Genomic DNA, 15,880 nt, shown 5'->3' with positions numbered 1-15,880 from the left:
TTACTTTAAGACACCACTATACAAAATATTTACGTCTACTTCTGGTTTAAACTTTACTTTTGCATAATCTTTATTCCAATTTTTTTTCTTCCATAAGTCAGGATGATAAGCGATAAGATGTCTTCCGATTCCGAAAGCATCACAATTTGCCTTTTGTAAATTTTTCGTTATTTTTTTAGCTTCTTTCGTAAGCTGTTTAGACAGTTCTTTATTTAGTTTTTTTCTTTCATCCATTTTGTAAAGATTATCTCTCGGAGCTTCAAGTGCTATAACTTTTAATTGAAGCTTAATGTGAGCATAAACATTTCCATTTTTATCTGTTGTTATTTTTAAGTCTCGTTTTAACTTTCGATTGCTAATTTCCATTGTTAAATAATCAGATGTCTTCTCTGATTCATCGCTAGTAAGTTTTTGGGTTATACGGGCACTTGTTCCCATTTTTCCGGTTAATAACACGAATAAAACAGATTGTTTCAAAGGTAAATGCCCAGTTAATTTATCATTGTTAAATAAAGCTAACCCGTTTGTAACTACTTCTTTTCCTTTTATTTTTATAGAAGGGAGGGTAAAGTCTTTACCGGGATCTAACATTTTTGTAGCAGCTGTTTCTAAAGTTTCTTTTGGAAATACACTCATATCTTCTAAGCTTTTCACTTTTTTCTTTAAAAAATCTCCAATTAATAAATTTCCTACTTTCTTTTTTTCGAGTACCTCGGACGTTTCACCATCTACTGCAATAAGCTTTACTAAAGCAGTTGGGTTTGTTGGGTCCCGAAAGCTGACATCTAAATAAGGTAGTACACCTTTTTTTAGAATTTTGGTTCCTAGTAATTGAACACCATATTTGAAATAACGAATGTTCCCGGTTACATTTTTTTTCAGTGCATCGCTCGTATCCCTTATGTTATGTCCAGTTGCTGAATGTATTTCATTCTCGAATGAAGATTGTTCTCCACTTGAACTTTTTACGAGCTCGATTGTTTGCTGGAGTTTATTCTCTTCTGTAATATCAGATCCAATACTATAAGCTAACCTTGCTTCCCTTAATGGTTCTTGATCCCAGCAGCCAGAAAGGAATGCACTAGTACATAATACAAAAAGTAATTTAACTCTTTTTTTGAACATACTGTTCTCCTTTCTTATTTCTTATTACTGAATAAAGTAGAAATAAAAGAGGGAGGACAACGATGAAAATATACGTGAACTTATCAGTGAAAGTTGCAATTACTTTTAATTCTTCAGGTGTATCGATAAATAAAGCTACACTAAAGGCAATAATACCAACGATTGGGACAGCCTTTTTATGATTACCAAGATTGAATATATGTCCAATCCCTATAGAAGCAGCACAGTAATAACTAGCGATAGAAGCTACAACTGTTATCATCCAAATTGGTATGAATAGTAAATCAGTTCGGTCTATAATCCCGATATGCAAGGATCGTAATAAGTAAGCAACTGGTTCTGGAATAAGCTCAATTTGTTTTGGACTAAATACGATAAAACAAATCCAAACAGTAAAAGTATAAAAAAGAGTTACAAATCCATTCGCGATAGAAATTGCCTTCAGTTTTGCTACAGAACTCCCATTTACTTTGGGGAAAGCGATAAGAAAAATTTCAAAACCATACATAGCTGTAATGGTTTCTTTTGATGCTTGAATAATATTCCACCATCCAGCTTCTGTAATTGGAAAAATATAAGAAAAGTCAGCCCGTGAGAGTCCAAGTCCAATTAAAAGCGCCATAGGTAAAATAAGAATAGAGGCCATGACATAAAATCGTACGATGACTTTAAACGTGTTATAAGCTACATAACAACAAGCCATTGTAAATAGCATGAGAATGGCAGACCAAGGAGTAGCTTGTAATATCCAAACTTTAATGACATTACAAGCGCTTAACATAACTGTCATACCGATAAGAGTGAAATAAAAAACATAAAGAAAACCTAATAATTTTCCAAATTTATTACCAAATAGCATACAAACACTTTCATACATATCAGCATCAGGAAATCTTTTTAAGAAAAGCCACATAAGTAAAATAATAAGCTGAATTGCAAGCCCAGCGATGAGAGCAGAAATCCATCCACCACCTTTTGCTATTGGGTGAAGACGGTTTGGGAGAGAAAGTATGCCCACTCCAATTTGGCATTGAATAACGAAAAAGGTAAATTGAACTAGCGAAATTTTACTTTGCGTGTTTGTCACCGTCCTCATCCTCTCTCGTTACATGTTGGCGCTGCATTTTTTTCGGTTTTGGATCATGTGGTCGTTCCCAAAATGACCAAATTGGTAGTCTTACGAAAGAATCTTTCATATCTTTAATCCGCATTGGTGCAACAGGAGAAAGATATGGCGTATGAAAAGAATGAAGCTGACATAAGTGAACAAAAGTTATAATGAGACCGAATGATATTCCTACATATCCGAATATGGCAGCAAGAATCATTAATGGAAAACGAAGAATTCGAACTGCTGAGCTCATATCGTTTGATGGAACGAGAAAAGATGAGATAGCAGTTAAAGCTACAACGATGATCATCGTATAAGAAACAAGTCCAGCTTTTACAATTGCATCACCAATTACTAAACCACCTACAATACCGATTGTTTGTCCAACGCGGCTTGGCAGACGAATACCAGCTTCTCGTAATAACTCGAAAATCAGTTCCATTAAGAGGGCTTCGAAAATAGGAGGAAGAGGTACTTTCTCTAATGAAGCTTTAATTGTATACACAAGTTCAAGTGGCAATACATCAGGATGAAAGGCTACGGTTGCGATATATATAGCTGGTAAGAGAAAAGCAATTAAGAAACTCACTAAGCGAATCATTCGGACGAAAGAACCGACAATCCAGCGGTTATTGTAATCATCTGGTGATTGATAGAAAGCAAATAACGTAACAGGAACGATAAGAGCTGTTGGATCTCCATCAGAAAAAATAGCAACTCGTCCTTCCATTAAATTTGCTGCGACTCTATCAGGGCGCTCTGTATTTAATTGCTGTGGAAATGGTGAGAAAGACGTATCCTCTATAAATTCTTGTATATATCCTGGAGGCATAAGTGCATCTGTCTTAATCGTTTCTAATCTTCTTTTTACTTCTGTAACTAAATCGTCATTCGCTATGTTTTGCATATAAGCAATTGCCACTTTCGTGTGCATCTCTTCACCAAGTGTGAAATATTTAACGACGATATTTGGGCTTTTTATGAGCTTACGAATCGAAGCTAAATTAGTTGCTAAATCTTCTACAAAACCAGTATGTGGACCGCGTACAATGCCTTCATTATCAGGCTCTGCTATATCTCTCTTTAAAGATAAACCTGTTTCGAAAATACAAAAACTGTCGACTTGTTCATGAAAATATAATGATTTGCCTTGTAATAAAAGTTGCACACCGTAATTTAAATTTGTTTCTTTCTTCATACTTAATGTGGCAAAAGCTTTATCTAAAGACAAATCCGACCGCGTTAATAAAGGCTCAAGAGCTAATTGGTGAATTAAATTGGGGTCTGCTAAAGATTCGATATATAAGATTGTTCCTTTGCCGTTTTGGAAAGGAAGATCTAATTTTTTTATATCGTCTGAATGACAGAGCTTATTTTCAATATAATTAATGTTTTCTGAAAGTGATGGAAACATATACTTTTTACTATTATCTTGTTTTGAATTTTCCTGTTCAGTCATAATTTCCACCTCTATTAGAATAAAGTTACTCCTGTTAATTTTTGCTTTTTGTGAGAAATTTATGCTTGGGTTATTTGAAAAAAATAAACTTGAAAGTTACGTTACGTCACCTTCTATACTTAAAGAAACACGGAGTGGAGGGATGGAGTATATGATTTTGAAAAGTATGTGGGGGTGGAAAGAAATTTTATATTTATTAGTTTTCGTATTTCTTATTGTCCCAGTAACAGTTGAATCTCTTTTTTATGAATATGCTTTAAAAATAATAGGGAACTCATTATATGCTGGAGTATTAATGGGATTTATGATGGCATTGATATTTACTACTGTAGTTTATCTTTTTTGTATAAAAAGCTATGAACTATCTTGGAAAGATATTGGAATTCGAAAGCTTTCATGGAAAGATTTTTTATGGACAGTTATAGTGTTGATTACCTTAATTGTAGTTAGTGTTGCTGTATTAATAATAATGGAGAAAATGGGTATTTCTTTTGAAAATAGTAAAACGGAGACGATACAAAATGATAAATCAATATATTCGTTCTGTATCGCGGTAATTGGAGCAGCAGTTATATCACCAATTTATGAAGAGATTTTATATCGAGGTGTTTTTTATACATTTTTTTGTGATAGATATGGTATATGGGGTGGAGTGCTTATAAGTTCTATAATATTTACCGTTGTTCATATTCCAACATATAACACATTACCAGTGAATTTTTTTAGTGGAGTAGTATTTGCTTGGTTATATGAGAAGACAAATTCTATTTTATCAGCTATGATTGCCCACGCATTATTCAATTTCATAGCAGTACTTTTAACATTTATGTCGAATTAAGAAGATATATAGGAGGGATACATATGGAAATAGCAGTAGAACGAGTTTTTACAAAAGAAATTTTAGTAAGAGCAGCAAAGACATTTCATGTAACAGTGGAAGAAAAGCCACTTGGAGATTTTGAAAATTATATTTTTAAGGCAAAGGGTGATCGTGGCGAAGATTACGTATTGCGTTTAACCCACTCTTCTCATCGTTCTAAAAAAGAAGTCGAAGCTGAACTAGATTTTTTACGATATGTTGCGGAGAATGGGGCAAAGGTAGCAGGACCTCTTTATTCAACGTCTCAAAATCTCGTAGAAGAAATCGCAGCAGAGGATGGGACTTTCTTTTTTGCTTCTTTATTTACATATGCAAAAGGTGAGCAAGTAAAAGGTGAAGAATCACCCTATTGGGGCGATATTTATTTTGAAGCATGGGGAAAAGCGATTGGTCAACTGCATCGTTTAACAATGAACTATCCTAAAACAAATCATCGTGATACATGGGAAGAAGATGAGAGTGGGATTGTTAATGAATTAGAAGATGATCAAGTGAAAAAGATTGCTATTGTATTAATGGATGAGATAAAGGCTCTTCCCATTGAAAAAGAAACGTTCGGCCTTATGCATGGGGATATTCATCCAGGAAATTTTCATTATGATGGTAAAGAGCTAACAATCTTTGATTTTGATGATGCGGCTTATAATTACTTTATACACGATTTAGCGATGGTTCTTTATTACTCTGTTCTATTTACACCGTGGACAGCGGAAGAGAAGACCGATTTTGCTCGTAAACAATTACAAGTGTTAAGAAAAGGATACGAATATGAACATAAGCTAGCGGATAGTTGGTATGAATCGTTACCGTTATTTTTACGTTTACGCGATATAGGTTTATATGGCACGATCCAAAAGAAGTTTAAAGGGAAAGATATGCCAGATAATTTCCGAAAGTTATCAGAAGAGCTATACGAAAGAATTATAAAAAGAGAAGCAATTGTGAATATATAATACATTTAGTTCAAAACAAAGTATATAAAACAAATATATACTTTGTTTTTTTATACAAAAATATGTTTGTTTTATTAAAATAATATTGTCATAGATTAGGTATACACTTATAATTTTTATATATTCTGAATATTCTTGATAAAAAGGAGGGGGAATATTGGAAGCTTTCGTAAATTGGTTAAATAATATTGTTTGGAGTCCAGCACTTGTTTATTTATGTTTAGGAGCAGGTTTATATTTTTCTATTCGAACGAGGTTTTTACAAGTAAGGCATGTAGGAGAAATGGTGAAGCTGACATTTAAAGGAGAAAAATCAGAGGCTGGTGTTTCTTCATTCCAAGCGTTAGCACTTTCATTATCAGGGCGCGTTGGGACAGGGAATATCGCTGGGGTAGCTACAGCGGTTGCCTTCGGTGGACCAGGGGCTGTATTTTGGATGTGGGCAGTAGCCTTTTTAGGAGCAGGATCAGCTTATGTAGAATCAACACTCGCGCAAATCTATAAGACAAAGCATCAAGGACAGTTTCGCGGTGGACCTGCTTATTACATTGAAAAAGGTTTAGGTGTTAAATGGTATGCATTAGTATTCGTTGCAGCGACAATTCTTGCAACGGGGCTTTTACTACCAGGTGTGCAAGCAAATAGTATTGCCGTAAGTTTAGAGACAGCTTTTGGAATTAACACTACATTATCAGGGGCTTTATTAGTTGTTGTATTAGCTCTTATCATCTTCGGTGGAGTAAAGCGAATTGTTAACGTTGCACAAGTTGTCGTACCGTTTATGGCAGTTGGTTATATTTTAGTAGCTTGTGTTATTGTCGCTATGAATATTGAAAAATTGCCAGAAGCATTTATGTTAATTATAAGAAGTGCATTTGCATTAGAAGCAGCATTTGGTGGTATTATCGGTTTAGCAATTTCTTGGGGAGTAAAACGTGGTATTTATTCTAATGAAGCAGGGCAAGGAACTGGACCACATGCAGCAGCAGCAGCTGAAGTATCGCATCCAGCTAAGCAAGGCTTAGTGCAAGCATTTTCCGTTTACATTGATACATTATTTGTTTGTTCAGCAACAGCATTTATGATGATCATTACAGGCATGTATAACGTATTTGATGCAAGCGGAAAAAACTTTATCGTAAATAAATTAAATGGTGCTCAACCAGGACCGGGATATACACAGGCAGCAGTAGAATCTGTTTTCCCTGGATTTGGAAATGGTTTCGTTGCAATCTCGTTATTATTCTTTGCCTTTACAACAATTATGGCGTATTACTACATTGCAGAAACGAATATCGCGTACTTAAATCGTGAGAAAGATCGTCCTTGGCTGTCTCTGGTACTAAAATTTGTATTTTTAGGAGCTGTATTCTATGGCTGTATAAAAACAGCAGCAACAGCTTGGGCTTTAGGTGATATCGGTGTAGGAATTATGGCATGGGTAAATATCATTGCGATTTTACTATTACAAAAACCTGCATTAGTCGCATTAAAGGATTATGAAAAGCAGAAAAAGGAAGGAAAAGATCCAGTATTCGATCCAGGGCCATTAGGCATTAAAAATGCTGATTTCTGGGAGCATGAATACAGAAAAGATAAGAAAGAAGAAGTATCTTAATAAAATAGAAATGAAAAAGCAAAGGGAAAATCCCTTTGCTTTTTTTATGGACAAAATGAGGCTGTAAGTTATTTTTTTGCTTATTTTTGAATATAAAAAGAATGTACATGCTTTGTTAGAGGAAGGGGGGAGTATGTTGATAGAGTTTCGTAACGTAAATAAATATTATGGCAATTTTCAAGTTTTAAAAGATATTAATGTGCAAGTGAAGAAAGGTGAAGTGGTAGTAGTTGTTGGGCCTTCAGGATCGGGAAAAAGCACGTTGCTTCGTTGCATAAATCAGCTAGAGACAATTACAGATGGAGAGTTAATTGTACAAAATACGGAGGTACACAATGCCAAAACAGATATGAATGAATTACGCCGAAATATCGGAATGGTCTTTCAACATTTTTATTTATATCCACATAAAACGGTTCTTCAAAATATTACACTAGCACCTATTAAAGTAAATAAAATTTCAAAAGAGGAAGCTGAGAAAACAGCGATATTTTATTTAGAGAAAGTAGGAATTCCGGAGAAGGCTAACGTATACCCACATCAATTATCCGGAGGACAACAACAAAGGGTAGCAATTGCTAGAGGGCTCGCAATGCAGCCGGAAATTATGCTATTTGATGAGCCTACGTCTGCTCTTGATCCAGAGATGATTGGAGAAGTACTTGACGTTATGAAAACGCTAGCTAAAGAAGGGATGACGATGGTCGTTGTCACGCATGAAATGGGATTCGCGCGAGAGGTAGCTGATCGGATTTTATTTATGGATGATGGCAAAATCATTGAGGATACAACACCGGCGCAATTTTTTGCGAGTCCTGAACAAGAAAGAGCGCGTCTATTTTTAAGTCGAGTGTTAAATCATTAAAGGAGGAATTTTATGCTTAAAATGAAAAAGTTGTTTACCTTAATTGTATTTTCATGTTTATTCGTACTTGTCGTTGCCGGGTGCGGTAGTAAAAAAGATGAGGCAAAAGAAACGAATACGAAGCAAGGCGGGGCTGTTGAGCAAATTAAGAAGCGCGGGAAATTAATAGTTGGGGTGAAGAATGATACGAACTTATTTGGATTGAAAAACCCTTCAACAGGGCAAGTAGAAGGATTCGATGTTGATGTTGCAAAGGCGCTTGCGAAAAAAATTCTTGGTGATGAAAAGAAATTGGAGCTGAAGGAAGTAACGTCAAAAACACGTATTCCACTATTGAAAAACGGCGATATTGATGCAATTATCGCAACGATGACAATTACAGAAGAACGTAAAAAAGAAGTGGATTTTTCAGATGTATATTTTAAAGCAGGACAATCGTTACTTGTGAAAAAAGGGAGCGATATTAAGAGTATTGATGATGTGAAAAAGGGCGTGAAAGTGTTAGCTGTCAAAGGTTCAACGTCTACAAATAACATTCGCCAAAAATCACCGGAAGCGACTGTATTAGAATTTGAAAATTACAGTGAGGCATTTACGGCGTTAAAAGCAGGGAAAGGTGATGTGTTAACGACAGATAATGCAATTCTTTACGGCATGGCAAAACAAGATTCGAATTATGAAGTTGTAGGGAAAATTTTCACGGATGAGCCGTACGGAATTGCAGTTCAAAAAGGTGCAGATGATTTAACGAAAGAGATTAATAGCTTAATTAAAGACATGAAAGCAAGCGGAGAGTATGACAAATTATATGAGAAATGGATTGGGCAAAAACCAGAGAAGTAAAGTGATAAATAGTAAAAGTGAGAGGATGAGAGTACTCATCCTCTTCTTCTAAAGAAAGAGGGGAGAATATGTGCCTGATTTTTCTATATTAACGAATAACATTGATATGTATTTAGAAGGATTTAAATATACAGTGATGTCTAGTGTCATCGCATTAATAGGCAGTTTTATTTTAGGCATAATATTAGCGGTAATGCGTATTGCACCGATTCGCATTTTAAATTGGTTGGGAGCAACTTTTGTAGAATTTGTAAGAAATATTCCACTCGTATTAATTGCATTTATATTCTATTTCGCTTTACCTGTAGTAGGAATTACTTTAAATGGTTTTGTAGCAGGAACGGTTACGCTTACCGTATATACTGCAGCGTTTATTGCGGAAGTTATTCGCGCTGGTATTTTATCAGTCGCGAAAGGTCAGATGGAAGCAGCACGTTCTTCAGGATTGACTTATACGCAAGCAATGTACCATGTCGTTTTACCCCAAGCGATGAAAATTGTAATCCCTCCTCTAGGAAACCAATTTCTCAATTTAGTAAAAAACTCTTCCATACTCGGAATTATTGCTGGAGCTGATTTAATGTATCAAGGAGACTTAATTTCAACGAAGACATTTGTTACGTTCGATGTGTATATATTTGTCGGGATGTTTTATTTAATATTAACAATTCCGCTCAGTATGCTAGTGCGTTATTTAGAAAAACGCTTAGCAAAGGAGGCGGTGTAAATGGATTTTAAGGGAGCAATAACAGGTGATCATATTCTATTTTTATTAAAAGGATTACTTATAACGCTAGAGGTAGCACTCATAGCAATTGTACTTAGTTTTATTATTGGTAGTGTAATAGGGATATTGCGCTACATGAAAATCCCTATTGTCTCACAAATATTAGGAATTATCGTTGAAGTAATTCGAAACTTACCACTACTATTAATTATATTTTTCACGTATTTTGCACTTCCAGAAGCAGGCTTGAAATTAGAAATTATAACAGCTGCAATTGTTGCATTAACAATATTTGAAGCAGCAATGATATCTGAAATTGTTCGAAGTGGCCTATTATCTATTGAGAAAGGACAGATTGAGGCTGCAAGGTCTTCAGGGTTAACGTATGTGCAAGCGCTTTGGCACATTATTTTACCGCAAGCGTTAAGAAGAATGGTTCCGCCGCTTGTTAGTCAGTTTATTTCATTGTTAAAAGATACATCATTAGCAGTTGTTATATCACTGCCAGAGCTTATGCATAATGCTCAAATTATTAGCGGACAAAATGTAAATTATATGATTCCAACGTTTATGGTAGTAGCTTGTATGTACTTTATCGTAAATTATAGTTTATCAATTTTATCGAGAAGATTAGAACTTCGTTGACTCTTACAATATATGTAAGGGTTTTTTCCTTGTTTCTCCTTATTTTCCTCTAAATAGAATCTAAATCTTGCAATAATTCAATTTTTTATATTATTTTATCAGAAAAGTTTTAATTTTATATAGAAAATGTAATCGCTTTCGTGTATATTTTTATTATCAGAAAATTTTAACAAGATATAGGGGTATTGGTAGGGGGAGGATTTAGATGCAGCAACCAACGAATGAGAAATTACATCGTACGATGAAGAGTAGACATTTATTTATGATCGCACTAGGTGGTGTAATCGGAACTGGTTTTTTCTTAGGTTCAGGTTACACCATTAATCAGGCTGGACCAGGGGGAGCCATCCTTTCATATTTAGTAGGCGGATTTATTATGTATTTAACAATGCTTTGTCTTGGAGAGTTAACGGTAGCGATGCCAGTTTCAGGTTCTTTCCAAAAGTATGCGACGAAGTTTATTGGACCAGGAACGGGCTTTATGATCGGCTGGCTATATTGGCTTGGCTGGGCAGTAACAGTAGGATTAGAATTAACGTCAATCGGTTTAATGATGAAAAGATGGTTTCCGAATGTTGATGTTTGGGTATGGTGTCTTGTATTCGGCGTTATTTTATATGCTTCAAACGCAATTTCGGCGAAAAGTTATGCTGAATTAGAATTTTGGTTCTCTAGTATTAAAGTAGTTACCATTCTTGCCTTTGTTGTTCTTGGTGGTAGTGCGTTACTAGGGTTTATATCATATGACGGAAAAGAAGCAGCACCTCTTTTCTCTAACTTTGTAAGTGAAGGTGGATTATTCCCGAATGGACTAGCTGCCGTATTACTTACGATGATTACAGTTAACTTCTCGTTCCAAGGAACAGAGTTAATCGGGATTGCAGCGGGAGAAAGTGAAAATCCAGAAAAAACAATTCCACGCGCAATTCGTAATACAGTATGGCGCATTATGTTATTCTTCATTTTAACAATGACGATTTTAGTAGGATTAATTTCTTGGAAAGAAGCTGGCGTAATTGAAAGTCCGTTCGTAGTTGTATTTGATAAAATCGGTATTCCATATGCAGCTGATATTATGAACTTCGTTATTATTACAGCGTTACTATCTGTAGCGAATTCAGGGTTATATGCGGCAACTCGTATACTATGGTCACTTGCAAATGAAGGAATGGCACCAAAGTCTTTCCAGAAAGTAAATAAACGTGGTATTCCAATTACAGCGTTAGTTGTAACAATTGCTGTAGCTGCATTATCTTTATTAACAAGCTTCCTTGCAGAAGATACAGTATACATGTACTTATTATCTATAGCTGGTTTATCAGCTGTTTCAAGTTGGATCATTATTGCCCTGTCACAACTTCGCTTTAGAAGTCAGTATATAAAAGGCGGAGGAAAGTTAGAGGACTTAAAATATAGAACACCGTTATATCCAATTGTTCCTATTTTAGCTTTAATTACAAATAGTATCGTCGTTATTAGTTTAGCGTTTATTCCAGAACAAAGAATGGCGTTATATTGTGGTATTCCATTTATCATTTTCTGCTACATATATTATTATATAAATAAGAAACGGCAGAAACCGATGAAGGTGGAGACAACAAATGAAACTAACCATCAAACAAGATGATATTGAGGCAGATTTATCGTATGGTCAATTAGCGATTGGAAAAGAAAACGGGTATTCACCATTACAATTACTCATTTCTTCAATCGCAGGATGTAGTGCAATTGTCTTTCGAACAATTTTAGAAAAGAAACGTATTCCATACGATACGTTTACAATTGAAACGGAAATTGGTAGAAGTGAAGCATTATCAAAACCAGTTGAAAGTGTTCATTTGCACTATAAAATTAAAGCACAAAACATTACAGAAGAGCAGTTGGACAAGGCGCTACAGCTTGCAGTGAAAAATTGCACGATAGTTCAATCGGTAAAAGATAGTATACAAGTTACGGAAACAATTGAACTAATAAAGTGAAATATAAAAGCGTGAGAATATAGCTCTCACGTTTTTATGTTTTTAATAAAGGGGGAAATATGATGGAATGTTTAGGGTGTAAATTAGCAGGCGGAGAGGAAAAAATATATAAAGTATATGAAGATGACTATGTAACATGCTTTTTAGATCATGCACCTTTCTATCCAGGACATACTTTAATTGTGCCAAAACAGCATGTTGTAGAAGTAGATGAATTAGATGATGTTGTAGCAAAATCCATTATGGATGCTTCTAAGCTTATTGCAAAAGCGATTAAGACATTATATAAACCAGATGGAGTTACAGTTTGTCAAAATGGTGGAGTATTTAACGAGTTAACACATTACCATATGCATGTCGTACCAAGATATAAAGAGCGCTCGTTTGCTGAATTTTATATGGTACAACCGGGAGAAAAGCAGAATCATAAATTGGAAGAGACACAGAATTTGTTAACAGAAGCGATAGAGCATATGCTGCTTACTGAAAAGGCGTAGCAGTCAGGAAAATTCTAATATTAAAAAGCCCAGTTTCTCAGTTAAAATAGAGAAATTGGGCTTTTGTTTATTTTATTATTAAATTTTATTTATAAATAGATTTTGTAGTGTCACAAAGTATATGGTTCATTCGTTATATAGAGTGAGAGGAGGAATTATATGAAAGTTACAAACAACGATTATGAAAAGATGGAAGAGCTATACGAGTTGTACGAACAAAAAATTTATTATGTAGCTTATTCTATTTTAAATAATATTCAGCAGGCAGAAGATGCAGTTCAAGAGACGTTTATTACTCTTTATAAGAACTTGGAAAAGCTTCATAGTTTGGCTACTCAAGAGCTTAAACGTTACATTTTGAGGATTGCGAAAAACAAGGCGATTGATAGTTACCGGAAAAATAAACGACATGAAACATTTTTAGAAGAATATGAAAGAGAATCGATAGAAGCAGTAGATGAAAATATTGAAGAGTGGGAAAAACGTAAAATGTCTGAGGTTCAAATTGATGCATTGCTAAAAGAGTTAAATGAATCTAACAGACAGGTGTTTAAGTACAAAGTCTTTTATAACTTAACGTATCAAGAAATTTCAAGTGTTATGGGGATAACGGAAGTCAATGTCCGCAAGCAGTTTGAACGCGCTCGAAAACGAGTCCAAACTATGATAGGAGGTATACAACATGACGAATTCAAAGAACTACAAAGAAATATATGAACTTGCTGAAAAAATTGCTTTAGATGATTTTGATAACCTCGAAGAACAACATGAATTTTCACATACATATACGCGCAAAAAGAAATTGTTTATGGAGGAAATGAAGCTAAAAGATGGACAACCGCAGAAAAAGCGTAAAAGACATCGTATGTTAATCGCTGCTGTTTGCTTATTGATCGGCATGCCGACAACTGTTTTTGGTGCAGTGAAAGTCTATAATATGATTGTTCAAAAACAAAATTACGAAGTAAATGTTTCCTTAACAAATAAGGGTTCGAAAAAGAGTGATCAGTGGTATAAGTTGAAGGTTGGTAAATTGCCAGAAAATATGGAAGCAATTGATGACAGTGCTATGAAATACTCCTTTAAAGATAACTACGCAAAGGGTGGATTTTCATTCATTCTTTGGAGAGTAGGAAAAGATTCGAATTTTAAAACGCTGTACTCAAAAAGCTACGAAGAGAAAGAAATAAATGGCAAGAAAGCAGTGATTGTCCATAGAGACACCGGAGGCAAAGAATTACCGTTTAACAGACAGGTCTTTCTGCTTTTTGAGAAAGAGGGGATTATGTTAGAAAGCTTTATTGGAGCCGATGTAAATGAAGAACAAATGATGGATGTCTTAGCGAACATTTCACTTGAGCCCACATCAAAGGAAAAGGCATCATCTATATCAAATTATGATGAAGATCGTTTTAGCAAAGCGAAAGAATCAACAAAACCGAGCGTTATTCCTTTGAAAAAAAATAGCAAACAACTATTTAGCGTAGGTCAAACGGTTCCAGTAACCATAGATAACATGGGGAGGAACAGCAAAATTGAATATGTTATCGAAAAAGTGGAAGTCTTTGATTCAATCAAAGATTTTAAACAAGAGAACTTTAATGAATTGGGACTAGAAATACTAAGCGAGAATAAGGCTTTAGATCAGACGAAAAAATTGCTACCGTACAAACGAGATGTATATAAAGTTGGAAATGGTAAAGATTCAATTGACGAATTAGTAGAGTCAAAGTCCGTTAATCTCAAATTTGTCTACCTGACAACAACAGTGAAAAACATTGATAAACAGGCGACAAAAGAAATCTATATGCATCCACGCATACAAATGCTTACATCTAAAAATAATGCATGGAACTATGCTGGAAAAGATGGGATTGCCGAAAAAAGTATTATGACGGGCGAAGTTGATTATTTAGAACCTCACGGAGATGGGAAAAGCTTTTACAATATTGGCAGTATCATACCAGGGGAAACGATAAAGGTTAACTTAGGTTATTTTGTAGATGAAGATAAACTAGATTCAATCTTTTTGGATGCTTTCAATTACAGAGGGACTGGCGACACTGAAAATATGAATGCGGAATATCGTTGGTGGATTGATATTCGTCAATAGTAACAAAGAGACTAAAAAGCTGCTTACATCTAGCAGCTTTTTTCGTCTTCATACATATGTAAAATTTCTTTCGCACGCATACGTAAACCATCTATTAATTCTTTCGGTTCTAACACTTTTGCATCTTTCCCAAGTCTATAAAATAAGGGGATAATAAAGTTTATTTCACCTTTATCAATTGTTGAATGTATATATCCTGTCCCGTCTTCGTTTACTACTACGAATTCTTCAAGGTAAGGAACGCTTTTACATTGGCGTACACCTTCTGTTGTTAGTAAAACATGTAACTGAGTAGGACTATGTATTACGTTAGAGTTAGAGGCAAACCACTCTTCTAAATTCATGAATGTATCTTCATTTTCTTCCATTGATAATATAGAAAGAATACGATCAACGCGATACAGTAATACTTTTTTTCTACTGAAGTCATAGGATGGTAAGTACCATAGCCCGTCATGCGCATATACACCGATAGGATGAACATGTTTTGTTTTTATCCCCGATTTAGATTCGTATTGAAAGTGTAAATTTTTATTTTCAATAGCCGCAGTTAGTACTTCGTTTAAAAGAGGTGTATTAATCGTTCTCTTCGGATTCCAGAAAGCAATATAAGAGCGTATTTTATCAACTTTCGCTTTCGCATCATGTTGTAGGGAGCTATACAGTTTATATGTAACGGAATTGATTTCTGTTTTAAAAGGCAAGTCTCGATAGTAACTTAAAGATTGAAAAGCAAAAAAGATGGAGACTGCTTCTTCTTCCGTAAATAATATAGGGGGAATGACTCTATTTGTTAATACTTTATAGCCTCCATTACGACCTTGTTCAGCATAAATAGGTAATCCCATATCACTTAAATCTACAATATATCTATGGACAGTACGAACAGAAATATTAAATTCGTCAGCTATTTCTTGAGCTGTAAATGTCTTTTTGGCAGAAGCAAATATAAGAATATCTAATAAGCGTTTAGCTTTTGACAAATGTATCACCTTTTTCTATTTAACATGACATAAAGTGTCATGTTTTATTGTTAGTATATTGTTTACATCATAATGTTATCAA

The 15,880-nt window shown here is 34.7% G+C and carries 16 protein-coding genes; 12 read left to right on the top strand and 4 right to left on the bottom strand.

Going from position 1 to position 15,880, the window contains the following annotated elements:
* From gerKC to gerKA, 3 genes are read right to left on the bottom strand one after another with little or no spacing between them, the layout of a single operon-like run.
* Positions 1 to 1,125, bottom strand: coding sequence for a spore germination protein GerKC (gene gerKC / locus FH036_RS19795; RefSeq protein WP_139896154.1), 1,125 nt, complete (start codon positions 1,123 to 1,125; stop codon positions 1 to 3).
* A complete protein-coding gene (locus tag FH036_RS19790) occupies positions 1,106 to 2,212 on the bottom strand; it encodes a GerAB/ArcD/ProY family transporter (RefSeq protein ID WP_044791377.1) in 1,107 nt (368 codons plus the stop codon). The genes gerKC and FH036_RS19790 overlap by 20 nt, the downstream gene beginning before the upstream one ends.
* Positions 2,193 to 3,695, bottom strand: coding sequence for a spore germination protein GerKA (gene gerKA, locus FH036_RS19785; RefSeq protein WP_139896153.1), 1,503 nt, complete (start codon positions 3,693 to 3,695; stop codon positions 2,193 to 2,195). The genes FH036_RS19790 and gerKA overlap by 20 nt, the downstream gene beginning before the upstream one ends.
* Positions 3,696 to 3,846: 151 nt before the next feature.
* On the opposite strand from gerKA, the gene FH036_RS19780 reads away from it, so the two are divergent.
* From FH036_RS19780 to FH036_RS19725, 12 genes are all read left to right on the top strand, one after another.
* Positions 3,847 to 4,533: a CPBP family intramembrane glutamic endopeptidase gene (locus tag FH036_RS19780; protein WP_139896152.1), complete on the top strand. Its 687-nt coding sequence runs from the start codon at positions 3,847 to 3,849 to the stop codon at positions 4,531 to 4,533.
* 23 nt (positions 4,534 to 4,556) lie between these two features.
* Entirely contained in the window at positions 4,557 to 5,528 is a 972-nt protein-coding gene (locus FH036_RS19775; RefSeq protein ID WP_139896151.1) for a phosphotransferase enzyme family protein, read from the top strand.
* A gap of 157 nt (positions 5,529 to 5,685) precedes the next feature.
* Positions 5,686 to 7,146, top strand: coding sequence for an alanine/glycine:cation symporter family protein (locus FH036_RS19770; protein ID WP_138322486.1), 1,461 nt, complete (start codon positions 5,686 to 5,688; stop codon positions 7,144 to 7,146).
* Between the two features lie 136 nt (positions 7,147 to 7,282).
* Positions 7,283 to 8,011, top strand: a complete 729-nt coding sequence (locus FH036_RS19765) for an amino acid ABC transporter ATP-binding protein (RefSeq protein WP_014481570.1) — start codon at positions 7,283 to 7,285, stop codon at positions 8,009 to 8,011.
* Between the two features lie 12 nt (positions 8,012 to 8,023).
* Positions 8,024 to 8,854 (top strand): glutamine ABC transporter substrate-binding protein GlnH, encoded by an 831-nt coding sequence (gene glnH / locus FH036_RS19760; protein ID WP_000916475.1) that lies wholly within the window; start codon positions 8,024 to 8,026, stop codon positions 8,852 to 8,854.
* 70 nt (positions 8,855 to 8,924) lie between these two features.
* Positions 8,925 to 9,581: an amino acid ABC transporter permease gene (locus tag FH036_RS19755; protein ID WP_001112662.1), complete on the top strand. Its 657-nt coding sequence runs from the start codon at positions 8,925 to 8,927 to the stop codon at positions 9,579 to 9,581.
* Entirely contained in the window at positions 9,582 to 10,226 is a 645-nt protein-coding gene (locus FH036_RS19750; protein ID WP_000345953.1) for an amino acid ABC transporter permease, read from the top strand. It abuts the gene before it with no gap.
* A gap of 205 nt (positions 10,227 to 10,431) precedes the next feature.
* Positions 10,432 to 11,853, top strand: coding sequence for an amino acid permease (locus FH036_RS19745; RefSeq protein WP_001187116.1), 1,422 nt, complete (start codon positions 10,432 to 10,434; stop codon positions 11,851 to 11,853).
* Entirely contained in the window at positions 11,828 to 12,205 is a 378-nt protein-coding gene (locus FH036_RS19740; RefSeq protein WP_000778859.1) for an OsmC family protein, read from the top strand. Before FH036_RS19745 ends, FH036_RS19740 begins: the two co-directional genes overlap by 26 nt.
* Before the next feature lie 62 nt (positions 12,206 to 12,267).
* Positions 12,268 to 12,702, top strand: a complete 435-nt coding sequence (locus tag FH036_RS19735; protein WP_139896150.1) for an HIT family protein — start codon at positions 12,268 to 12,270, stop codon at positions 12,700 to 12,702.
* A 159-nt stretch (positions 12,703 to 12,861) separates the two neighbouring features.
* Positions 12,862 to 13,419 (top strand): RNA polymerase sigma factor, encoded by a 558-nt coding sequence (locus FH036_RS19730; protein WP_139896149.1) that lies wholly within the window; start codon positions 12,862 to 12,864, stop codon positions 13,417 to 13,419.
* Entirely contained in the window at positions 13,385 to 14,815 is a 1,431-nt protein-coding gene (locus tag FH036_RS19725) for an anti-sigma factor (protein WP_139896148.1), read from the top strand. The genes FH036_RS19730 and FH036_RS19725 overlap by 35 nt, the downstream gene beginning before the upstream one ends.
* A 29-nt stretch (positions 14,816 to 14,844) precedes the next feature.
* Here the strand turns inward: FH036_RS19725 and FH036_RS19720 are convergent, their stop codons facing one another.
* On the bottom strand, positions 14,845 to 15,807 hold the full coding sequence (locus FH036_RS19720) for a helix-turn-helix transcriptional regulator (RefSeq protein WP_139896147.1): 963 nt from the start codon (positions 15,805 to 15,807) through the stop codon (positions 14,845 to 14,847).
* Between the last annotated feature and the right edge of the window lie 73 nt (positions 15,808 to 15,880).

It is taken from the genome of Bacillus sp. CD3-5, from assembly GCF_006349665.1.
In the GTDB taxonomy this organism is placed as follows: domain Bacteria; phylum Bacillota; class Bacilli; order Bacillales; family Bacillaceae_G; genus Bacillus_A; species Bacillus_A paranthracis.
Note: the sequence above shows the minus strand (reverse complement) of the source record. Positions and strands in the feature narration are given on the sequence as shown.

What these genes read in the sequence shown, in the direction of transcription:
- FH036_RS19740 (WP_000778859.1), top strand. Translation starts at nt 11,828, where the DNA reads ATGAAACTAACCATCAAACAAGATGATATTGAGGCAGATTTATCGTAT.
- FH036_RS19750 (WP_000345953.1), top strand. Translation starts at nt 9,582, where the DNA reads ATGGATTTTAAGGGAGCAATAACAGGTGATCATATTCTATTTTTATTA.
- FH036_RS19725 (WP_139896148.1), top strand. Translation starts at nt 13,385, where the DNA reads ATGACGAATTCAAAGAACTACAAAGAAATATATGAACTTGCTGAAAAA.
- gerKA (WP_139896153.1), bottom strand. Translation starts at nt 3,695, where the DNA reads ATGACTGAACAGGAAAATTCAAAACAAGATAATAGTAAAAAGTATATG.
- FH036_RS19735 (WP_139896150.1), top strand. Translation starts at nt 12,268, where the DNA reads ATGGAATGTTTAGGGTGTAAATTAGCAGGCGGAGAGGAAAAAATATAT.
- glnH (WP_000916475.1), top strand. Translation starts at nt 8,024, where the DNA reads ATGCTTAAAATGAAAAAGTTGTTTACCTTAATTGTATTTTCATGTTTA.
- FH036_RS19745 (WP_001187116.1), top strand. Translation starts at nt 10,432, where the DNA reads ATGCAGCAACCAACGAATGAGAAATTACATCGTACGATGAAGAGTAGA.
- gerKC (WP_139896154.1), bottom strand. Translation starts at nt 1,125, where the DNA reads ATGTTCAAAAAAAGAGTTAAATTACTTTTTGTATTATGTACTAGTGCA.
- FH036_RS19780 (WP_139896152.1), top strand. Translation starts at nt 3,847, where the DNA reads ATGATTTTGAAAAGTATGTGGGGGTGGAAAGAAATTTTATATTTATTA.
- FH036_RS19730 (WP_139896149.1), top strand. Translation starts at nt 12,862, where the DNA reads ATGAAAGTTACAAACAACGATTATGAAAAGATGGAAGAGCTATACGAG.
- FH036_RS19775 (WP_139896151.1), top strand. Translation starts at nt 4,557, where the DNA reads ATGGAAATAGCAGTAGAACGAGTTTTTACAAAAGAAATTTTAGTAAGA.